The sequence below is a fragment of the Vibrio sp. 10N.261.51.F12 genome, assembly GCF_041471725.1.
Lineage (GTDB): Bacteria > Pseudomonadota > Gammaproteobacteria > Enterobacterales > Vibrionaceae > Vibrio.
In genome coordinates, this window is the sequence record NZ_JBFROV010000017.1 from 85,995 (window position 1) to 108,634 (window position 22,640).

General features: G+C 44.6%; 18 protein-coding genes. 8 read left to right on the forward strand and 10 right to left on the reverse strand.

Annotation, left to right across the window (positions count from 1 at the left end):
* Nucleotides 1–98 precede the first annotated feature (98 nt).
* The 5 genes from AB4405_RS12475 to AB4405_RS12495 form a co-directional block, all read right to left on the reverse strand.
* Complete coding sequence (locus AB4405_RS12475; protein WP_372061078.1) at nucleotides 99–1,229, reverse strand: DUF3080 family protein; 1,131 nt, start codon at nucleotides 1,227–1,229, stop codon at nucleotides 99–101.
* Nucleotides 1,230–1,447: 218 nt separating this feature from the next.
* A complete protein-coding gene (locus AB4405_RS12480; protein ID WP_372061079.1) occupies nucleotides 1,448–2,818 on the reverse strand; it encodes an MATE family efflux transporter in 1,371 nt (456 codons plus the stop codon).
* Nucleotides 2,819–3,024: 206 nt separating this feature from the next.
* Nucleotides 3,025–4,782: a sodium:solute symporter family transporter gene (locus AB4405_RS12485; protein WP_372061080.1), complete on the reverse strand. Its 1,758-nt coding sequence runs from the start codon at nucleotides 4,780–4,782 to the stop codon at nucleotides 3,025–3,027.
* A gap of 68 nt (nucleotides 4,783–4,850) precedes the next feature.
* On the reverse strand, nucleotides 4,851–7,001 hold the full coding sequence (locus tag AB4405_RS12490; RefSeq protein WP_372061081.1) for a heparinase II/III family protein: 2,151 nt from the start codon (nucleotides 6,999–7,001) through the stop codon (nucleotides 4,851–4,853).
* Entirely contained in the window at nucleotides 6,998–9,139 is a 2,142-nt protein-coding gene (locus tag AB4405_RS12495) for a heparinase II/III family protein (protein ID WP_372061082.1), read from the reverse strand. Before AB4405_RS12495 ends, AB4405_RS12490 begins: the two co-directional genes overlap by 4 nt.
* 305 nt (nucleotides 9,140–9,444) lie before the next feature.
* Between AB4405_RS12495 and AB4405_RS12500 the strand changes: the two genes are divergently transcribed.
* From AB4405_RS12500 to AB4405_RS12515, 4 genes are all read left to right on the forward strand, one after another.
* Nucleotides 9,445–9,780 carry a cupin domain-containing protein gene (locus AB4405_RS12500; protein ID WP_102468116.1) on the forward strand — a complete coding sequence of 112 codons (336 nt, stop codon included), beginning with the start codon at nucleotides 9,445–9,447 and terminating at the stop codon, nucleotides 9,778–9,780.
* 25 nt (nucleotides 9,781–9,805) lie between these two features.
* Complete coding sequence (locus AB4405_RS12505; protein WP_102468117.1) at nucleotides 9,806–10,735, forward strand: sugar kinase; 930 nt, start codon at nucleotides 9,806–9,808, stop codon at nucleotides 10,733–10,735.
* A 13-nt stretch (nucleotides 10,736–10,748) separates the two neighbouring features.
* Nucleotides 10,749–11,372, forward strand: a complete 624-nt coding sequence (locus AB4405_RS12510; RefSeq protein WP_102468118.1) for a bifunctional 4-hydroxy-2-oxoglutarate aldolase/2-dehydro-3-deoxy-phosphogluconate aldolase — start codon at nucleotides 10,749–10,751, stop codon at nucleotides 11,370–11,372.
* A gap of 162 nt (nucleotides 11,373–11,534) precedes the next feature.
* On the forward strand, nucleotides 11,535–13,289 hold the full coding sequence (locus tag AB4405_RS12515) for a sodium:solute symporter family protein (protein WP_372061084.1): 1,755 nt from the start codon (nucleotides 11,535–11,537) through the stop codon (nucleotides 13,287–13,289).
* A 180-nt stretch (nucleotides 13,290–13,469) separates the two neighbouring features.
* On the opposite strand, the gene AB4405_RS12520 is transcribed toward AB4405_RS12515, so the two are convergent.
* Complete coding sequence (locus AB4405_RS12520; protein WP_372061085.1) at nucleotides 13,470–14,423, reverse strand: LysR family transcriptional regulator; 954 nt, start codon at nucleotides 14,421–14,423, stop codon at nucleotides 13,470–13,472.
* Nucleotides 14,424–14,696: 273 nt separating this feature from the next.
* Here AB4405_RS12520 and AB4405_RS12525 point away from each other — a divergent pair, with 273 nt between their 5' ends.
* Entirely contained in the window at nucleotides 14,697–15,746 is a 1,050-nt protein-coding gene (locus AB4405_RS12525; RefSeq protein ID WP_372061100.1) for a DUF1214 domain-containing protein, read from the forward strand.
* Nucleotides 15,747–15,916: 170 nt separating this feature from the next.
* Here the strand turns inward: AB4405_RS12525 and AB4405_RS12530 are convergent, their stop codons facing one another.
* Nucleotides 15,917–16,786: a LysR substrate-binding domain-containing protein gene (locus tag AB4405_RS12530; RefSeq protein WP_372061086.1), complete on the reverse strand. Its 870-nt coding sequence runs from the start codon at nucleotides 16,784–16,786 to the stop codon at nucleotides 15,917–15,919.
* Between the two features lie 126 nt (nucleotides 16,787–16,912).
* On the opposite strand from AB4405_RS12530, the gene AB4405_RS12535 reads away from it, so the two are divergent.
* The gene (locus AB4405_RS12535; protein ID WP_372061087.1) at nucleotides 16,913–17,851 is read left to right on the forward strand and encodes an aldo/keto reductase family oxidoreductase; all 939 of its coding nucleotides are present in this window, start codon (nucleotides 16,913–16,915) and stop codon (nucleotides 17,849–17,851) included.
* Nucleotides 17,852–18,602: 751 nt separating this feature from the next.
* Nucleotides 18,603–18,815 carry a cold-shock protein gene (locus AB4405_RS12540; RefSeq protein WP_102468123.1) on the forward strand — a complete coding sequence of 71 codons (213 nt, stop codon included), beginning with the start codon at nucleotides 18,603–18,605 and terminating at the stop codon, nucleotides 18,813–18,815.
* A gap of 158 nt (nucleotides 18,816–18,973) precedes the next feature.
* Here AB4405_RS12540 and AB4405_RS12545 read toward each other — a convergent pair whose 3' ends face one another.
* The gene (locus tag AB4405_RS12545) at nucleotides 18,974–19,849 is read right to left on the reverse strand and encodes a LysR family transcriptional regulator (protein ID WP_372061089.1); all 876 of its coding nucleotides are present in this window, start codon (nucleotides 19,847–19,849) and stop codon (nucleotides 18,974–18,976) included.
* A 108-nt stretch (nucleotides 19,850–19,957) separates the two neighbouring features.
* Between AB4405_RS12545 and AB4405_RS12550 the strand changes: the two genes are divergently transcribed.
* Nucleotides 19,958–20,332 carry a nuclear transport factor 2 family protein gene (locus AB4405_RS12550; protein ID WP_102468125.1) on the forward strand — a complete coding sequence of 125 codons (375 nt, stop codon included), beginning with the start codon at nucleotides 19,958–19,960 and terminating at the stop codon, nucleotides 20,330–20,332.
* Between the two features lie 78 nt (nucleotides 20,333–20,410).
* On the opposite strand, the gene AB4405_RS12555 is transcribed toward AB4405_RS12550, so the two are convergent.
* Both AB4405_RS12555 and AB4405_RS12560 read right to left on the reverse strand, forming a co-directional pair.
* Nucleotides 20,411–20,596: a hypothetical protein gene (locus AB4405_RS12555; RefSeq protein ID WP_102468126.1), complete on the reverse strand. Its 186-nt coding sequence runs from the start codon at nucleotides 20,594–20,596 to the stop codon at nucleotides 20,411–20,413.
* 537 nt (nucleotides 20,597–21,133) lie between these two features.
* A complete protein-coding gene (locus tag AB4405_RS12560; protein WP_372061090.1) occupies nucleotides 21,134–22,129 on the reverse strand; it encodes an arginine deiminase-related protein in 996 nt (331 codons plus the stop codon).
* Nucleotides 22,130–22,640: the final 511 nt, after the last annotated feature.

A 22,640-nucleotide genomic window follows, 5' to 3' on the forward strand; every position in this document is an offset into this window, starting at 1 on the left:
TAACAGCAGATATCGGCGCGGTCCTGTCGATATCTGCTCCGGCAACACATACTATTTATTGGTGCCCACATATCTAGGCCCCATTACGCCGCCTCGAATCAGTGATTGCGAACATCTCGTAGGGTTTTACCACAACGAGAAAACAACGCCTGCCAATAATTGACGTGCTCTCGATTCGACAATGAAAACTGATGATACAGCGCACGAACGTCATAAACACTGTCTGCCTTATTGTATTTACTTGCCGCTTCGATAAACCGTAACTCACCAGACACGACGCGATACTCCGAATCTAGAAACGAGAGATAAGGTTGGATCTTGGCGATAAACACCTGATTAAATACGTTGACAAGATAGTTAAAACGAGTGGTATCGCGATGTTCACCGCACACGATTGCAGAGTCATATTGGCTTAGCTGTCTGGTAACAGCATCGAGCCATTGCGTACTGGCTTGCAATGAATAAGCAAGGTTGCCAATAACAGGATTTTTTTCAAGCGTTTCTTGAAACGGCATAATGAAGGGAGGAAATGGCATGAGAACACCATCAGATTCTAATTGCGCAATAGACTCAGTAATATCATTCAGTGCAAGCAACGATGGTTTGACCTTCATCATGACACTGCCGGAGGTGGGCTCTAGCCAGCCACTACTGTTTAACTGGGTTCTCATCGCATCACTGGTAAACAGTAAATTGTAGAAATTCTTCGAAAGGTAGCGATATTTGATGCCGAGAATGACCTGTAAATCTTGCTTAAGCGCACTATCAATTTGGCTAGAGCCAATACAACGCTCTAAGCCTTCAATGAGTTGAATTTGGTAGTCAAAGTTTCTGAAGGCGTCTTGTACCTTGCCAAGGCTAGAGTTTCGCTCTGCGATAATGCCAAACAATTGGCACTGACGAAGTTGGTACGTGTCGACGATACCCAGCGTTGTCACAGGTATCGTCTGGAGCATATCTCGTTTACCGGGTAAAAGAACCAGCGGGGTTTCTGGTGGTGCCAACAAGGGTCGCTCTTGGATTGATGCGACCTTACGTTGGTAGTCTGTAAAGGTTTCCGTCATGGTGTCAGGCTGAAAGCAACCAGATAAAGCGATCGACGTAGTCATCCATACCATCAAATGTCGACGCACATTACACCACGTCGAGTTTCGTTTATTGGCTATTTTTCTTGCTGACATCGCGACCACCTGACGTTGCGTATTCGCTCTCTCTACCTTGTTACGCATTCAAGAAACCGTCTGAAAACCTAAGCCGGGTCACCGAGCATTAGGTTCCAGTGTTTACAAGTATTAAGTGTTTACAAGTATTAAGTGTTTACAGACATTAAACGTTTACAGGTATTAAGTGCTTACTAGTATCCACTTATTACGTGACGTGCGCTTATTATCGATCAGAAATAGCAGCAATGCCGTGTGCCTTTTTTCAACGCTTTTAGAAGCGAGGGTTAGCGCTCTGCATACTCAAGTTGCAGTTCATCCGTTTGTCTGTGCATCCAAAGCAAGCGAATCGTCAACATAAGCGCAGCGGCTGACAGACCGACAATGAATCCGAACCAAAAGCCAACAATGCCCATTTTATCAACAATGACATCCGTCATCGCAAGCAGGTAGCCAAGGGGAAGTCCAATCAGCCAATAAGCAATAAATGTGCAATTGAAGATCGCTTTCATATCTTTATAACCACGCAGCGCACCAGCCGCGACAACTTGAATGGCGTCGGTACATTGATAAATAGCGGCGAAGATAAGCAACTGCATAGCGAGTGTCACCACCTCGGCATTATCGGTATACAGATAGACGATCTGTTGTTTGAAAAGTAGCGTTGCCGTCGCCGTAAACATAGCAACGGCTAGGCCGACAATTAACCCTACTCGACAAGCAATAATGGCGCCCGCTGTATCTATTTCGCCCAACTTATGGCCAACCCGAATACTGACGGCGGCACCAATACTCATGGGTATCATGAACACTAGAGAAGAGAAGTTCATCGCAATTTGGTGAGACGCAACGACCAACGACCCCAGAGGCGCAGCAAGCAATGAAACGACGGCGAACAACGTCACTTCAAAGAAAATGGCCGCTGCAATCGGAAACCCAAGTTTGAACAATCGTGTTAATGCTTTACGATCAGGTTTGTGCCATGCACTAAACAAGCCTATGTGTTTGAGTCTTTGGGTCGTCGCAACGTAAAACAGCATCATGAAAAACATCAACCAATAAACGATAGTCGTCGCGATACCACATCCTACCCCTCCTAATGCTGGCGCCCCAAACTGCCCATATACAAACACCCAGTTAAGAGGAATATTGACGACTAACCCAATAAAACCGATGACCATAGCAGGCTTAGTTAATGACATCCCGTCGGTATAACTTCTTAATGCCTGGAACAACAAAAAAGCGGGAACCGCGAATATAACGGCATAGATATAGCCTACCGTTTTTTCGGCCATTACCGACTCAATGTCCATCACATTCAGTATGCCTTCAATTTGCAGAAGCACCACAATAGTTGGAATGCTGATCATTAACGCGAGAATAATGCCTTGATGGATTTGAAACGGCACTTGGTCTTGTTTTCCGGCACCATTAAGTTGGGCAACTACCGGGATGATCGCCATAAGTAGGCCAACACCAAATAATATAGAAGGAAGCCATATGCTTGCTGCAATTGAAACCGCCGCCATGTCGACAGCGCTTACGCCACCAGCCATAACCGTATCGACGAACCCCATCCCAGTTTGAGCAATGGAGGCAATAAGAACGGGGGAAGCCAGTTTTATTAGGTCTTTAGCTTCTGTTTGATAACGATGCAAGAGTTGAGTTCCAAGATTTATAAATAATCAGCACGAATGATAATGAATAATGAAATTCACCACCATGATTAATTATTATTTATTAGATCAGGGTAAACGGCTTGTCATTAGCTTATGAAAGAGCATAGAGGATGACAACGAAAAGGCTCTCTATCGCCAACTCATAGATTTGGCAATAGAGAGGTAGTCAGATAGGGGAGGAAGGGCTAAGGTTGCCCCAGCGCTTCACGATCCCCCCCACCATGGCGGGTTCGATACAAGTGGGTGCCAGCCAGAGCAATTAAAGCCCCAATCACAACAAAAATTACCCCACCAGACACCGTGCCCGCCGTCACCGCTAATACCATCACTAGCATCCCCAATGCTTGACACATTCTACCTAAGTAAGCCCCTTGCCTGAAATCGACCTTGGCTTCTTCATCCGCGCTGATCGGTGTTTGTAGATTATGTTCGAGCTTCCTTCTCTCGCCTTCACGCTCACCAACCGGCTCTCGGTAAAAGTAACGAGAAAGCATAAAGAACCCTCCCGTAATCAGCAGATGAGCAATTAATGTTGCCGCAACTTGTAAATCCACCGTCTCTCGATGAGTGAAGCTTTCAGCACCAAATAGCGGTAACAACCAAGAGACTTCAAAGATAAAGTGCATAAAAGCCGAGACTAACAAGCCCACAACGATCGTTGCCCATCCAGACCAATCAGGCGTACGAAGAGTCACAAACGCCAGCAAAGACGGCACTGACAGAGGCGTCTGCAATAACGCACCAAACAACATCATAATATCAAAGAAGCTGTATTCTTTTATCGAAGCAAACAGCAATGCCGCTCCAACCGATAACACACCATTCACGACCGTCGACAGCTTACCCATGCGCATTTGCTGAGCTTCTGTTGCTTGCGGGTTGATCACCGATTGATAGACATTTCGAACAAAAATACCCGCGTTACGATTGAGCGCCGTTGTCATTGGTGAGATAGTCGCTGCAATCATCGCCGCCAGCACAAGACCGAGCATGCCGGTTGGTAGATAATGATCGATGTAATACACGTAGGCGGCATTATTAGCACTCTCTCCCAGCATCGGATAGTACGCCATTAAATCCACGCCCATTGACGCCGTCACCCATGGGGGAATAAACCACATCACTGGGCCAATAATAAACAATAAACCGGTGACAAAAGCCGCCTTCTTTGCCTCTCGCTCGTTGGTGGTCACTAAGAATCGGTAGCACGACAACGCGTTATTGGTGTTCATGGTTTGCTTCATCATGATCACGACCACCCAGATCCAGAAAATCTGCCAATAATTAATATCATGACCCATAAAGCTTTCAGTCGGATACGAGTGAACAAGCGACAATGGCCCACCAATTTCAACCAAGGCAAAGGCACCAACCGTCAAGGTAATCGCGAGCAACAGAATAAGTTGAATCACATTGGTCGCCGACACGGTCCAAGATCCGCCACTCACCGCAATGAAGGTAACCAAACACCCCACTCCGATAATCGTAACGAACAAATCCACCTGGAAAACCGCGGAAACAAAGATACCTAAACCATTCAACCAAATCGCCGACGAAAGAATCGTGAGCGGGAATGAAATCCAGGTGTAAACTTGCTCAGAGCTTTTGCCAAATCGAACACGGATGACTTCCATGGCCGTTTCGACTCGAAGCTTCCGATAGCGCTCAGCAAAGAACCAAGCCGCAACGAAAAAGCCCAATGCATTACCCCAGAAGATAAACAATACCGTCAAACCATCTTCATACGCTTTTGCCGCAGCTCCCGTGAATGTCCAAGCCGAAAACTGAGTCATAAAGGCGGTTGCCCCGGCCATCCACCACATCATCGCGCCACCACCACGTATAAAGCCAGACGAATCAGTGGCAAAGCGTTTAAATGCTAACGCTGCTGCTAAAATAAAAACGAAGTAACCTAGGATAATAATCCCGTCTAATGTCTCCATGATTCTCCTTTTCCTTATCCCATAACGAAAAAAAGCCGGGCAATGCCCGGCTTAAAATTCAAAACGTTTTATACTCTAGCGAACGAACCGTTCCAGCTAACAAGTTCACCCTCGATCGTGAGCTCGTGACGCTCATTTTGCGCCGCTTCGTCCTTGTTGCTAATAGCAAAGCGGTATTGGTTACCACTTGTCGTATTGATTTCAATCACCGTTGCATCGTCGTTATTCGCCAAAGTCTTCACAGACTCGACCAAACCACGAGCGCCTACTGATGCTTCAATTTCTTCATTGAAGTAACCGTGAGTCTCTAATACCGAAGCAAACACATGGTCTTGACCTGATTGACGAAGAATCAATGCAGGCTCACTGCGTAGGTTGAAATCTGGATCATTCGCACCAGTGCGAGTGAAGAAGACTTCTGAGCCTTTGTTTGCCGTAGTCACTAGGCTGTAGTAGCTAGAGCCGTGTAGCCAAGAGACCAACGAGCTACCTTCAACCTGACCAGAACCTAGGTTCCATAGGTGTTGATAACCAAATTTCTCGCCCATTGGACGTAGCGTTGATTCCGCTTTGTAGTCAAAGTCAGTACGCATAATCTGACCAGAATAATGAACTGGTAGATCATAAGAGTGTTCTTTATCTGCTTTGATGCGGTAAACATCAATGACTAGTGGCTTTTCAAATTCTTCGATATCAGCCAGCAATACTGAACGCTGCATGTCAGTACCGGCATAGTACTCACTGATTTTACCACTCATACCTTGCAGTTTTGCATCATCTGTTTTAAAGAAATGCTTCGCACCGAAACGACTTTCTGCAATTGCAGTGTTAAATTCGTTCTGTGTCTCTTGATCAACCGTTACGGTGTTATGAGCGACCGTTTGCTTACAGTAAGTCTTGTTCTCTGGGATGTAACGACCACCAAACTTAGGCTCGATGTTTACCCAACGACCAAAACCGTAGTCATGTAAGACTTCTTGACCGCGGTTGAATACGCTTAGGTGAAGCCCATCATAATGACCGTGATCAAGAGCAGAGTGATACTGGTGATCAGAGCCGTGTTGACCAAACCAAAGCAAAGCCATCGTATCATCATCTTGAGCGTCACGGTGACGGAGAATTGTAAGCCCGCCTTTCTCGCCTTTTGGTCCATCTGTTACGTACAAGCTGCCCCAGTTAAATGGTTTAATTTCTGTCGCGTTTGCTACCGCATTTGACAAGGTTGCGCCGGATGCATGAACCCAAACATTCTGTTGGTGATTTGCCATGCTCAACAGCGTTTCGTTCTGCTCATAACGGTGGTAACAAACACTTGTTGCCATGATAACGCCTTCATCATTGATGCTGATCGTCTTAGACGAATCATTCAATGCAGGCAATGTGCCATCAGGGAACGCTGTAGAGAATACCGCGTAAGATGTTGTCTTAATTACAGAGTCATTAAATTCGTAGATGCCAATTTCCGGCTGACGGCGCTCAATCGCTTCTGCAAACAAGTAAATTGGACGCAATGAGAAGCGGTGGTAATACGGGCCTTCCATGTAATAACCATCTGGCGAAAACAATTGATCTAATTGTGCAAGGAAACCGCCGCTCACCTTGTCTAGTTTCAGGCCATAGAGTGCTTTGTCTACTGACTCTTGATCATTGATGGCGTAGCCACAAATACCAACCGCCGCCACAGCCCAAAGGCCGTGGTTATGAACGATGTCGAAGTCGTGGCCGTAAGTCACAACAAACAGATCGATCATCTGCTTAAACAAATCGGTTTCGATCAGGTGCTTTTGATCATCAGAAAGCGTGTGATAAACACAGCTATATGCACATGATGCGTACAGCATCCACATGTTTTCGTTTAGCGTCTGGTGGAAAATCTTACCAGGAGGGTTAGTATCACGGCTGGTGTTACTTTCTAGCGTCGGGTAAACCTTCGCGTAAGCCGTCAACATATCTACGATATAATCGCGGTACTTTGTTTGTTCCGTAATAAGAAACAAGCGACCCGCTAAATCGATATGAATGTAGTTTTGCTTATGACGGTTATGCTCATAACCGCCGCCTTCGCCGTGTCCCGGAACTTCGATACCAACCTGCGCAATATAAGCATCAACTTGTGCGATATCACGCGCTAAAGCGTTGCCTAGTAATGTGTCCTTACCGAGATCTTTACGAAGCTCTCCTGCTTCGTCGAAGTTTAGTAATAGTGGTTGGTAACTCATATTAGTGTCTCCTGCTCAACTGCAAAGTAGCCTGCCCATGAATAAGACTTGCCGGCAAGCGCCACAGAGTTCTCTGTGTTCTTATCCGCATCTGGGTTATTGCTGACCATTAGCGTGAAGCGTTTTGTTTCTGTTTCAAATGTAATGACTGAGCCTTCATCAGAATGACCAATCACCTTAATATTGTTGATAACACCGCGAGCATTGACTGACTGTTCAAATTCTTCGTTAAAATAGCCGTGTGTCTCTAACACAGAGGCAAACAAAGTGCTTTCGCCCTTTGAACGAAGAATGAAACTCGGTACGCTACGTAGGTTGAAACTCGGATCATTCGCACCAGTGCGAGTAAAGATCACTTTACCGTTATCGTTCGAGCTTGTGCCTGACCAAGTATAGTACGAGTTATTCTGTACCCAGCTGACCAACGCCGTATCATTCGCTTCACCTTCAGCCACGTTCCATAAATGGTTGTAACCTAGGTTGTCACTCAGCGTATTAAGTTCTTTGTGCGCTTGATACTCGAAATTGGTACGGATGATTTGGCCATCGTACTGGTGTGAATAATCGTATTGATGCTCACCTTCTCCGGCAATGCGGAACAAATCGATAAGCAATGGTGCTTCAAATTCGTCGTGTTTAAACAAGAACACGCTGCGTTGCTGCTTCATGCCATCGTAGTGGCCATTCGCATACGCACTCATGCCCGAGATCTGAGCACTGTCTGTTTCAAAAAAGTGTGGAATACCGTGTACGCTGTCTGCACGCTCTACATTAAAGTAGTTCTGACACGTTTCATCCATCGTTACTGCATTGTGAGCAATCGTTTGACGAGCGTAGGTCTTGTTTTCATCTAAGTATCGACCACCAAACTTTGGCTCGACGTTTACCCAGCGTGCAAAACCATATTCACGAAGTACTTCGTCACCACGGTTAAAGTAGGAAATGCCTAGCGTGTCGAAGTTTCCATGCCCCATGCCATGCTGGCCGTAGTTCATCACTAGTTGGAAGACGTCTTTGTTGTCATCTTGAACACGAATAAAACCTTGAGCACCACGGTCACCGTTAGGGCCTTCATTCAGCTCAACGCTTGGCCAGAAAGGCATGTCTAGGTCGTTTGCTTTCTCAAACGCACGAGACAACACTAGGCCACATTCATGCATCCATACTGAATCTTGAATCTTAGCCATACCAAGTAGATTATCATCAATACCATAATGTTTTGCGTATTGGCTGACCGCCACTTGAACACCTAAATCGCGGATACCCATTGTACGAGAAGCATCATTTAATGCTGGGAACTCGCCATTCGGATAAGCCGTAGAAAGCATCGCTTGAACGGTATTGCCAATCACACCATCTTTATAATTGAAGATATCGATTTCAGGCATATGGCGATCAAGGATTTCTGCAAATACACAGGTTGGACGAATAGCATAGCGGTGGTAATACGGACCTTCGATGTAATAACCTGATGGTGCAAACAATTGTGATACTTGTGCTAAAAAGCCGCCAGTATTGTTGTTCTCAAGTCCAAACACTGACATCTCTAAGTATTCACGCTTGTTGATCGCCAAGCCGCATGTACCGACAGCGGCTACTGCCCAAATGCCGTGGTTATGAATACGATCAAAATCATGACCATATTTTACGGTGAACATCTCAAGCATTGGATCAAAGATACGGTCAATCACCGTTTGGCGCTCTTCTTCTGACATGGTTGAAGCCACACAAGAATAGGCAATACTGGTGTATAATAACCAAACGTGTTCGTTTAAAATCTGGTGGAAAAGACGACCTGTTGGGTTGGTGTTTTTCTGAACATGGAAGTCAAAGGTGAGGTAACGTTCTGCGTACAATGCCAAAAGATCACGCACAAATTTAGCGTAGTGCGCTTCGCCTGTAATTAAGAAGAGACGGCCTGCAAGGTGCATATGGATGTAGTTTTGCTTATTGCGATTGTGTTCATAACCGCCCGCTTCACCGTGTCCTGGCACTTCAAGTGGCAGCTTCATGAATGCTTCAGCATCCTTGATATTTTTTGCAATAGCTTTACCCATTAAGGTATCGCGACCAATCTCTTTTCTTAGCTCAGCGATTTCATCTTCACCCAGCAAAATGGGTTGAACCAATGTAGACATGTTTACCCTCGACTCTCAATGCAGCAATAATTTACCATATAAAGTAATACAATATGCCTTATTGTCATACAAAAAAGTGGTGGAAAGTGGACTTTAATCACAATTAACTTTCACACAATTGCGGTTTAAACACATTGTGTTTTACTTAAAACCCTATTAACAACGTAGTTTTGTGGTGTTAGGCAATTATAAATTGATCACAATCACAAAGCTGTAAACTTATTGTATGACAATTTGAATTATACCTTTATGATACTTGCAACGTAATTAAGAGTACACAATGACTGTAGTCTGGGAGGCTGTTAGTGCACACTTTTTTCTCCGCCGACGAACACCCGTGGGAACAGGTTGAACAAGGCATCAAGCGAAAAGTAGTTGGTTTTACCGACGACTTAATGGCGGCACATTTGTGCTTTGATATGGGTGCACACAGTGCACTGCATCAACATTATATCCACGACCAAATTGCTTATGTGGTCAGTGGTCGTTTTGATGCCGTCGTTGATGGCGAGGAACGTGAACTAAAAGCGGGCGATGCCTTTATGGTAAAAAGACTGCTACGTCATGGAGTGACCGCGCTGGAACAAGACAGTGTGATACTCGATATTTTTTCTCCTTCGCGTGAAGACTTTCTTGGTTGATCGCTCCAAAGTGGATGACAAATTAATGAATCAGTACAAAATCGCAATCATTGGCGAGTGTATGGTAGAGCTACAACGTAAAGGTGAGCTGCTAAAACAATCTTTTGGCGGTGACACACTCAACACTGCGCTATACCTTTCTCGCCTCACTCAGCAACACAACCTCACTGTTAGCTACATTACTGCACTTGGTAACGACCCTTTTTCAAATGAGATGATGGCGACGTGGCAAAGCGAAGGCATTGATACCAGCCTTATTCTTAAGCTTGATGACAAAATGCCAGGTCTTTATCACATCGAAACTGATGATACCGGTGAGCGCACCTTCTTTTACTGGCGCAGCGATGCAGCCGCTAAATTCGTATTCGACCAACCAGAGTCAGCAGCACTGATTGAATCTTTGCTAGAATACGACGCGGTATACCTAAGTGGCATCACACTAGCGATTCTGACACAATCAGGTCGCGATACTTTGTTTAACTTCCTTAAAGCGTTTAAAGAAAAAGGCGGACACGTCTTCTTCGACAATAACTTCCGTCCAAAACTTTGGGCTGACAGACAACAAGCGATCACAAATTATACTGCGATGCTTGAACTCACCAGTACCGCGTTGCTTACATTTGAAGATGATCAAGCGCTATTTGGTGATATGTTCGTTGAACAGTGTATTGAACGTACTAGCGAAGCCGGCGTTTCTGAGATTGCAATTAAGCGTGGTGCTAAAGATTGTCTCGTTGTTGCTGAAGGCCAAGCCAACTATGTTGCTCCTAAGCCTGTAAACAACGTGCTCGATACGACTGCAGCGGGTGATTCATTCAGCGCGGGTTATCTTGCAAAGCGTCTGACTGGTGGTACTGCGTTACAAGCTGCTGCAACGGGTCATAAAGTCGCCGGTGCGGTTATCCAGCACCAAGGCGCTATCATTCCTAAAGAAGCTACACCAACAATCGATTAGTAGGACAAATAACATGACAACATTGAACGACAAGCTAGCAAGCCTAAAAGTAATTCCTGTCATTGCAATCAACAAAGTTGAAGATGCGATCCCACTGGGTAAAGCGTTGGTTGACAACGGCATGCCTTGTGCTGAAATCACACTACGTACTGAGTGTGCAATTGAAGCCATTCGCGTAATGCGTAAAGAGTTCCCAGACATGCTAATCGGTTCTGGTACGGTACTGACTAACGAGCAGGTTGACGCGTCAATCGAAGCTGGTGTTGATTTCATCGTAAGCCCAGGTTTTAATCCTCGCACGGTTCAATACTGCATCGACAAAGGTGTTGCTATCGTACCCGGCGTAAACAACCCAAGCCTTGTAGAGCAAGCAATGGAAATGGGTCTGCGCACGTTGAAGTTCTTCCCTGCAGAACCATCAGGTGGTGTTGGCATGCTAAAAGCACTGACAGCCGTTTATCCAGTAAACTTCATGCCTACCGGCGGTGTAAGTCTTACGAACGTAGACGAGTACCTATCGATTCCTTCTGTTCTTGCATGTGGTGGCACTTGGATGGTTCCAACTAAACTCATGGACGAAGGTCGTTGGGAAGAGTTAGGCCAACTAGTAAAAGATGCCGTTGCACACGTAAACTAATTGAAATCTGCTGTTACAAACTAAAGCGAGCCGAGTGCTCGCTTTTTTTTTTACCTACGAAATTAACATGTTCTACATCACATAAATGCTATATTGTCATACAATAAGCCCAGCGAATTGCTATTATCATACTCAGTATGAATGATATAAAAAGGCTGAATCATGACTATTGATACTCTTGTAGTACTCGCCTACTTCTTTTTCTTAATCGCAATTGGTTGGATGTTCCGTAAGTTCACCACTTCCACGAGTGATTATTTTAGAGGGGGCGGCAAAATGTTGTGGTGGATGGTTGGTGCAACCGCCTTCATGACACAGTTTTCAGCATGGACGTTTACGGGAGCCGCAGGACGCGCCTTCAGCGATGGTTTCGTCGTTGTTATCCTATTCTTAGCCAACGCGTTTGGTTATTTCATGAACTATATGTATTTCGCTCCGAAATTCCGTCAGCTCCGAGTAGTGACGGCAATCGAAGCAATACGTCAGCGTTTTGGTAAAACGTCTGAGCAGTTCTTCACTTGGGCAGGCATGCCAGACAGCTTAATCTCTGCAGGTATCTGGCTAAACGGCCTTGCTATCTTCGTAGCCGCTGTTTTTGATATTCCAATGGAAGCGACCATTATCGTTACCGGCTTAGTATTAATGCTAATGTCTGTAACTGGCGGTTCTTGGGCGGTTGTTGCGTCTGACTTCATGCAAATGCTTGTTATCATGGCGGTCACCATCACGTGTGCTGTTGCGGCATACTTCCACGGTGGTGGTATCGGCAATATCGTTGATAACTTCCAAGGTGATTTCTACGTTGGTAATAACCTAAACTACATGAGTATCTTTGTGCTTTGGGTTGTGTTCATCTTCATCAAACAATTTGGTGTAATGAATAACAGCATCAACGCTTATCGTTACCTTTGTGCTAAAGACAGTGAGAACGCACGTAAAGCAGCAGGTCTTGCTTGTGTGCTAATGGTTGTCGGTCCACTAATCTGGTTCCTACCAGCATGGTATGTTAGTGCATTTATGCCAGACTTCGCAGACCAATACGGTTCTGTGGGTGCAGATGCAGCTTACCTAGCGTTTGTGCAAAACATCATGCCTGCAGGTATGGTTGGCTTGCTAATGTCTGCGATGTTCGCGGCTACGATGTCATCTATGGATTCAGGCTTGAACCGTAACGCTGGTATCTTTGTAATGAACTTCTACAGCCCGATAGTGCGTCCAAACGCCTCTCAAAAAGAGCTTGTAGTGGTCAGTAAGCTAACAACGGTTGTCATGGCGCTTCTTGTTATCGCTATTGGCCTGTTCATTAACTCATTACGTCACCTAAGCTTGTTCGACATCGTTCTTAACGTTGGCGCACTTATTGGCTTCCCAATGCTTATCCCTGTGCTACTAGGTATGTGGATTCGTAAAACTCCAGATTGGGCTGGCTGGGTTACACTGATTGTGGGTGGTGTGGTTTCTTGGATATTCGGTATCTCTCTTCAAGCAGAGCATATTGAGAACTTCTTCAACCTAGACCACGCTCTAACCGGTCGTGAATGGTCTGATTTGAAAGTAGCGCTGAGCTTATGTGCACACGTTGTGTTTACAGGTGGTTTCTTCATTGCAACAACGCTTGCTTACAAAGGTCGCACTCCTGAACGTGAAGCTGAAGTTGAGAAGTTATTCGAGAACTGGAACACACCAGTTATCGCGGAGTCTGAAGAGCAACAGAACCTAGATACTAAGCAACGTTCAATGCTTGGTAAGCTAATCAGTACTGCTGGTTTCGGTATCTTAGCGATGGCTCTGATTCCAAATGAACCAACAGGCCGTTTATTGTTCTTGTTATGTGGTTCAATTGTTCTAGTCGTGGGTATCTTGCTGATGAATGCAGCAAAATCTGGCGGCAACGACAAGCTACAAGCAAGTAGCTAACATCAGTTCACACGGTTAACACCGGTTTGCAGTAGCAATACCGGTTTACCGGTCACACAATGTGACACTGAGTTGATTGTATCCTTAGCCCCGTTTTTACGGGGCTTTGTTGTTTTTGTCACCTCGAAATACCACCTTTACAATTATCCCTCTTTTGGCTCTATGCCTCTTCGCCCTTTCTTATGTGCACACGTTTGATGACGACTTTGTGGTCTCGATGATAAGCTGTTTTAACCACTGATGTGCCACACTCGACGCTGTCCGTTTATGTTCGATAAGGTAGAGCGTAATGCGCATCGCCTCAACATCATCAATAGCAAATACCGGAACAAGCTTGTTCGCAACGCACTCTAGTTGTGAGAGCTGATGTGAAGAAGCTAGGACGCATGTTGTCTCTTGCATCACTTCAACGAGTGTCATTAGCTGCCCACTTCGAAAGGCCACATCACGGCGATACCCCACTTTAGACAGGTAATCATCAATGGGGTTTTGGACACTAAATCCTGAGCGTATATCCAACGTCAGATCGACAAAACGGTAGGCTAAGCAGTCTTCTAACGTGACCATACTCTGCTGGGCTAATGGATGTGACACCGCCGTATAAAATACAGGGTACGTGTGGCCAATAATCGTGCTTGGCAATTCTTCATGATCATTGGGCTGGGTAATATGAATAGAGAAATCGACTTTTCTTTCGATAAGCTGTTGTCCGGGGTCTTTGCTTATGGGGTATTCCAACAAACTGGCTCGCGGGGCTTGTGTGATAAAAGCTTTAGCCAATGGCACAGACAACCATTGACTCATTAACGGTGGCAAAGAGAGCGTAAAACTCTGTTCGCAGGTTTTAGGATCAAATGCGGTTTGAACAATCAGGCTTTGCACCGACCGTAGCATTGCATCTAATGGTTCTTCAAGTTCGAGCGCCTTTTGAGTTGGAACCAGACCGACGGATTCACGATAAAATAGCGGATCATCAAACAAGGTCCGGAGACGGCCCAGCGTTCGGCTCATCGCCGGTTGTGATAAATACAGCGCTTGGGCTGCTTTCGTCACGTTTTTTTCTTTGAGCAACACGCTCAAAGACACTAATAAATTCAGATCGAGCCGTGATAGTTGTTGCTCTAAAGAAACCATGTGATATGCACCTTACGTATACTTCATTCAATTTAGTATAACTTTGAAGCATGCATGTTCAAGTCAATGGCGCACTATTGAGGTAAAGACTCTGTCTCCAGTGATATAATTTTCATGCATATTAGAAATAAAAACTATTCATTTCTAATCATATCTCTTCTGTCCTATTCTTTTTGGTATCCACTGACTTTAACAGTGAACAACCTAAAAGGGCTCAATATGAATAGTGCTAATCAGATGAATGTGTTTTCAAAAACTGGTGCGTGGAATGTCATGAAAGGCACAACACTCGCTATGCTTACCTTAAATGCTTCTGTTGCTTTAGCGGAACCGGTTGACTCACTTCAAGCATTTATGAGCAATACGGGTGAAACGGTCACCACGGCGAGTTACCCAACGGCAGAAACCGCCCATCAGATGCTAAAAAATCAAGATGCGGTGGGCGTAAACCAGTTTTTACATAAACGACAACTCACGCCTACTGATCAGCAACCCGTTGTTAGAATGAACCGCGATACATATTATTCTATGGCTGTGGTGGATGTCTCTGGAGGCGCAACGGTCACTATGCCTAACGTGCCCGAAGGCAAATACATTTCCGTTCAACCCGTGACCGAAGACCATCGTATTCAACCTATGTTTTATGGATCGGGCACCTTTGAACTCTCAACACACGCTGGTAATCATGTGTACCTGGTGGTTCGATTAGACTCAACGTTTACTGAAGCTGAAGCGGCGAAATATCAAGACCAGATGACAATCACTGCTACCAACAACCAAGCATTCATGGCAGAACCCGTCGACACCGCCTCGTTTAAGAACATCGAAAGTGAGCTGAAAGCAAAAATGCCAGCCATCTCTCAACGTGATGGTAGTCATGCACTATTAGGTATGTTTACCGCACCAACCGATGATTCACAGCAAGATTTTACCCAAGAAAAATATGAAGTGGGTGCAGCCGTTGGCTGGGGTGGAGCGCAGGCCGTTGATAATATTTATGAAATATCAAAAAACTTCCCTGATAATGTTTGCCACCAAGCGACGTTTAACGATCCCAATAACCACGCATTTTGGTCTATCACCGTTTACAACAAAGCTGGCTTTATGTTCAACGATTTAGCGAACTACAGCTCTAATACCGCGACACCAAATGCTGATGGTACCTACACGATTAGTTTTGGTTGTGGCGACGCTGCGCCCAATAACATTCAAACAAAGAACGACTCAGGGGAGTTTAACATCGGCATTCGTCATTATCAGCCAAGTGACGCCGTGCTTAAAGATAACGTACGCTTGCTGCCAACGATGAAAGCTGTCCAGTAAGGCATATAAGTTAAGGCAAGGCTCGCAACTAAACAACACGTTCAATCGCTATCAGTGATGACACAACCCGTCACCCAAGATGACGTTCTTGGGTGACGCCTGCAGATGACAGGTTATGTATTATTTCAGGCATCTCGCTCTGCACACTCGCGATCGAATATCATGCAACATCAGCGTTTCAGTCGATGCTGTACAAACTCTATAAATGTACTTAACCGTTTTGAGCGACTGACCAGTGACGGATACAGTAAATACATATCGTTTTCTATATCGGTATGGGCACTCAACACGGGTTGAAGTGTGCCAGCGTCCACCTCTTTGGCTACAAAATAATCGGGGGTATAAATCAACCCCTTCCCCTCAAGTGCCAGTGATTTAAGCACAGTATTCTCTTGGGTAAAGAGCCAGCCCTTTATCGGATAACGGCCTTGTTTGAACCCCCACTCCGTGATGCTGTTTCCGGTAAGGCAATTGTGATTGATGAGTTGATTGGGATGAATAAGCGGCTCGTGCATAGAAAGGTAACCTGTTGTAGCAGTGACTATTTTTTTATAACTGAACAGTTTACGAGCAACCATATTTTCAGGTGGCGCTTGTGTGGCACGAAAAGCCACATCAAAATTATCTTTGACCAAGTCATGGCTTTGGTAACTGCATTCAATCTCAAATTGCACTTGTGGGTGCCGCTCATTAAAGCGCGCACATAAATCAGTCAACTTCGACTGCGTAAACTGCAACGGAGCAGTGATACGAATGATCCCTTCCAGTGCTTCATTTTCGTAATCGGCTTGTCTTTCAAGATCAAGCAACGTCATCTGGATCGATTCCATACCAGCCAGCACACGTTCACCTTGCGGGGTCAGGCGAAGGCTTCGCGTCGAGCGAATCATCAATGTGTAACCCAAGTCCTTCTCAAGCTGCTTAATCTGCGTTGACAAGTAACCTTTTGACATTTCCAGCGTTTCCGCTGCTTTGGTAAAGCTCCGTTGTTTCGCCACTTCCGAATACAACATCAAACGCTCAATTTTCTTATGTTGCATTGCTCTTTCTCTCTTCGTTATTCATTGTTTGTTATACCAAACAATGAATTCTATTGGCGATGTTTTTGTAAACAATAGATTCAGGCATGCTGGGTTCATCAAACATTTATTTGGATAACATGAATTATGACGATATCAACACACCAGCAGTCTTCATTGATTTATGGCTGTATGGGGTTAGGCGGTGGCTGGGACAATAGCACTCTTTCCGCCGCGCATGTGCAACAAGCTCACGAGGTTATCGACGCAGCACTCGATGCGAATATACGGACTTTTGATCATGCCGATATCTACACACTAGGCAAAGCAGAGCAAGTCTTTGGCCAGGTTCTTTCACAAAGGCCGGAGTTAAAAGACCTCATCACACTTCAGTCAAAGTGTGCGATTCGATTCGCCGATCAACACGGTCCTAATCGCTATGATTTCTCTAAAAAATGGATTATTGACGCCGTTGACAACATCTTAACTCGACTGGGAATAGAGCAACTCGACACGCTACTGCTTCATCGACCCGATCCCTTGATGGTGCCCGATGAGGTTGCTGACGCGGTCGAATATCTCCAAAGCAGTGGAAAGATTGCCCACCTTGGGGTGTCCAATATGAATGTCCATCAAATCCGCTTTTTGCAGTCGGCATTAAATACCCCGATTGTCTGCTCACAATTGGAGATGAGTCTAACGCAACTCAATTGGCTAGAGGAAAGCATCACCCCATTTGCCAGCTCAGCGTTAGGGACGCTCGAGTATTGCCAAATGAAGCAAATATCCTTGCAAGCATGGGGAAGTCTTAGCCAGGGGCTATTTTCTGGGCGCGACATATCACAGCAGCCTGACAATATTAGAAACACCGCCAATGTCGTCGCTTCGCTAGCCCAGCACCATGAGGCGTCTAAAGAAGCCATCGTGCTGGCTTGGTTAATGCGTCATCCCGCTAATATTCAACCGGTCATTGGTACCACAAATCCACAACGTATCCTTGCTTGTGGTCATGCCAGTGATATCAAACTGAGCAGAGAAGAGTGGTATCTGCTCTATGAAAGTGCTCGAGGCCACGCCATCCCTTAATAAAAGGAGCGCTCGCGAATCTATGTCAAGCTCAATAATAGCGATGTCATGCCTAGTAACGAACTCAAAAAAGGCAGGGGGATGGGTAGTTGAATTCGCGGGTGATCCTTCTCTTATATTTTGACTCATTTTAATGAGACGACTAGAAAGGAGAGCTTCGGTTATGACACTTTAAACATCTAGGCTGAGCCGTCTCTCAGTGCCGACTTTGTGCGTCCGTCTCAGTTTACCATGCGGTCATGTATGTCTTCCCATTTTCATCGTCTATCACAAGCTTATGTTCCTCGTATCGCTGAACATCTATGCCGATGAAATTGCCACCCTACGTCAGTCATCAAAGAAGCAATAAAATGGTGTAATTAACATCCTCAACGGTAAGCGAGCCGATATGAATATTATCGCTTACCATTCATTACCTTTCTCGAGAAAACAAAAAATAAGCTTTAATATCAAGATATTAAAAACAAAAACCTCATACATGAAAAATATACTCAGCAAAAAACTGAAAAAATAATTTTAAAACCAATAAAATAATACTTTACATACACTGAGGGTCGGGTATTATTCGTCTCGCTCTGTTGTACAGAGTTATTAATGAAACATCAAGTGAAAGTAAAGCCTTAGTATGCCATCGTTAGTGTTGTTATTCTCAGTGTTTCCCTTGCTTCATCGTAACATTAAATAATTCGAGCTATCAGCGCATCGCAATTTAGCGATAACTTTATAAAATTTAATATATTAAGGGGCTCTCATGTCTAACAAAACTACTGGCATCGTAAAATGGTTTAACGAAGAGAAAGGTTTCGGTTTCATTACTCAAGACAACGGCGGTGCTGACGTATTCGTTCACTTCCGTGCTATCGCTTCTGAAGGTTTCAAAACTCTTGCTGAAGGCCAAAAAGTGTCTTTTGAAGTAGAGCAAGGCCAAAAAGGCCCACAAGCTGCAAACGTAGTAGCTATCTAAGTTTCAAAAATGGCGCAAGCAGTTTACTGTTTGCGCCACTTTTCCGTTTTACCCCCTCTAAAAAACAAATTCCCTAGCAAAATTCAATTCAAAAAAACCTATCGATGCTTTAGTCGACTTTTAAATACGCTATATTTCTATAATTCTAGATATGCAGATCACCCATTAACCACCAACGCCCTTAACTGCTCCTCAATCGCTTTGATACAAACATTCACTGACATCGGCACATGTTGAACAAATGGATTTAAAGCATAGATCGTATTTGGTGGTAGCTGATAATCAGGCAGGATCTCAACAAGGCTTGGCTCAACAAAAGGCAAATAGAAATCGGGAATCAGACCAATACCCGCCCCAGATTTTACTAGTGATAGGCAGCTATGGAATGAGTTGGTTAAACAGCGAGCCTCCTGGTGATACTCCTTTTCATCGCCTTGCTGATTTCTAAAGACGTGATGGATCTTCCTTCCTTGCCAACTATTTGAGATATAGTTTAAATCAACCAAATCTGTATCAGGCAATATCGACGGTACTCCACATAGTACATCTCTAAACTCCCCTAATCGCCGTTGCTTTAGATTGCTATCTTTTGACTGCCCAACGCGAATCGCGAGGTCAATATTGTGCTCATAAAAATCGAGCTGGTCATCGCTGCTCACTAGTTCAGGTTCAAGCAATGGGTATTGCTGAATCAGGCGACCAATCACAGGAGTGATGAGTGTTTCCATCAAGGCATTCGGCGCGGTAATTCGCACCCTTCCCTGCGGCACCTCTTTTCGTTGTTGGGCTTCAGTCCAAGCAGAGTTAGCAATTTCATTAAGAGATTTACAACGGTGGTAAAAGTGCTCTCCAGCTGAAGTAAGTACCTGTCGTCGTGTCGTGCGCTTCAGTAAGGTTAAACCTAATTCAAGCTCCAGAGCCTTCAGATGTTGACTCACCACCGATTTAGAGAGATCGAGAGCGTCTGCAGCACCTGAAATAGAGCCAGCTTCTACGATATGAGCAAAGACTGACATTTGTCTTAATTGATTCATTACTATTGTTCTGTTTAATTAAACATTCCTTTCTAATATAGCTATTTTTCCGCACTAATAATAGCGTTAAGCTACCCCCGTATTCAGACATCTTATTGAGGAATCACCATGTCAGATAATCAAGTACTCGACGCATGTAAGCAAGGTATTGCACGCTGGAAACAAGCATTCAACACTCAAGATGCGCAAGGATGTGCTGAACAATATAACCAACACTGTGTCATGCAAGCTCGTCCATTTGGCACCTTTGAAGGGAGGGATGCGATTCAAGCTTTCTGGCAAAACATCATGGATCAGGGATTTAAAGACGTGGATTACACGGAAACACAATGGGAAGCCCATGGTGATAATGGCTATGTTCTAACGTCAAAATGGACAATGAACAAGGCTTTTGGTGTTGTCCATAGAGAGCTTTGGGTCGTAGGACAAGATGGCCTTGCTCGCCTAGACAGCGATGATTTTGAAGTACAAGGCGAACGATAATAACAAGTTCATTTCAGACAGTGAATCTCGTATTGTATTACCAGCAAAAGAGTCTCGTTAAACTTTTGCTGGTTCTATCTACCGATCAAACATGCCAACAAGCTCCTCCCCCCACTCCTCAATGACAGTGCGGCTTTCCAGTACTTGATCAACAACATTCGCGTACCCATCAATATCGAGCACTCTGTTCACCTCATTGCTGTATTTCGCGCCAACGACCACCCCTGCACTTACGAGTACTACCGTCACAATCTTAAGCATCATATCCCTATTCACTTCGGTTTATTATCTTTGGTGCACTCCAGCGGTCTAGTGTATAAACCTTTGGCTTAGATGTTAAACAATTGATCAAAATCGAACAAATGTCACATTTACACCGTCAATTCGTGATAAAAATCTCAGTATTGACACTTGACCTTTTAAAAAATAAGGATAAAACTTAAATCAGCACCTCGCTTAATTCCTCTTTGATCCGCCGATTAAGACCAACACTCAAAGCGAATCTACGACTATTTAGACCTAGCAATAAGCAAATTGGGGAACGGTATCATTATGGTGGGAAGTGTTGTATTCATCGCGTTTTATTAGTTGAGACGAACGCAAGCGCGACGATGGATAGCGGTGCTCAGGCGAACGTTTGTGCAACACTTATCAAAAAACCGTGGTAAAGCTTGCGAGCCCCCTGGGTTATTAAGCTTCGAGCGTCTTTATTGTTCATTTTTAAAACCAAAGCAACATTCAATGCTACGTCGCTTTGGTTAATCATCGCTTAGCAATTAAACTATTCTCAGAGCCGTCTTGCTATAACGATTGAGTCCTTGTTGGCAAAAATACTTCCCCCAACATACACCGCACACTCCCGCCTCCGATGGTTTCTATGGTCGAAACATCAAACGCTAACAATTTGCCATGAGTACTTAATTGTTGCCTCTGCGCGGGAGTAAATGCGTTGAACGCCGACTGCGACATCGCAATCACCTTGTTCCCATTCACGGTTTCCAACTGTAAAATATTGCCACAAAACTGGTTCATCTGCTGTTCGCTAATCGTTATCACTTGCTTGGATTTCGCGAGTGACTTAATGACAAACCGTCGCTCATATTCTGGAATGAGGTCCGCGCAAATAACAGCAAAGTGCTCACCAATCGCCATCATTACATTCGTGTGATAAATCGGTTGTCCTGATGGTAACGCAGTCTGAAACGACACCACACGATGATAACCAATACGTTTCGCGTAATCCTCTAAGGCCTCTCTCTCACAGCGTTGAGATAATGCAGCGTAGATCGTTCGATTGACATGATCTTTGACCATGACGCCCGTACTTTCTAAAAAAGCACTCTGCTTGGCATACTTCTCCAGCGAATCCGTAGACACAACAGTTCTTCCCGCCGCTCGCAAATGCTCTATTAAGGCGTCAGGGCGAACCTCATACTGCCTATTTTTGCAGGCCATTGGAAACGTATAGAACACCCCGTCTTGAGTGGTGCTGAACCAGTTATTTGGGAAAACCGCATCCGGCGTCTCTTGATCACCCTGCGGGTAATCAAACTCGACAACTTGCACACCAACCTTACGAAGTGATGCAACCATAGCCATGTACTCACCCATCGCTTGTGCTTTCACCGTGTTGGCGTCTAAAGTTAACGACTGCTGAAATTCGTTATCCTGTGCGGTTTCAGCATTAAAACCAAATTCCTTAGGTGGAACCATGACTACACAGGTTGCGTTTTGTACCGTGTTTAACGGTTGAGACTGACGGTGCCACTTCAGGCTTATAGCGGTTCCTTGATTCATATTGATCCCACTCATCTACTAACTTCATCAACAATTTTTGCATCAACAATTTTTGCATCAACAATTTTTAAATTGTAATTAAAATGTTAATCACAAAATAACTGAATTACAGATTAATTAAGATCATAAAGACCAACTATTACCTTTGTGAGTCAAAATATTCAGCAATATTCACTGAATATCCACAAAACTCAGGAAAAGGTCAGATTTAGGGTGAAGGGGGAGAAGTCAAATGAATTATTTTTACGTTAACAAACACTACCTTATTATTAACAGGTATCGCCTGGTGTTTAACAAAGTTTATGACATCACTTGAGCCATTTGGTCGAACGCTATACACTTAGTTGCGCGCCCAATGCCACGCTGGTCTGCGTCACCTTCTCTGCGAAACGGAATCTTCACCATGTAAATAGTCAATAAAAACAATCAATAAACATTGCTTATAGGGAGACGTTTTCGATTGCGACCAAAGATGCCTCCTCGCTACTTTAAGAGTGCACATTCTGCACTG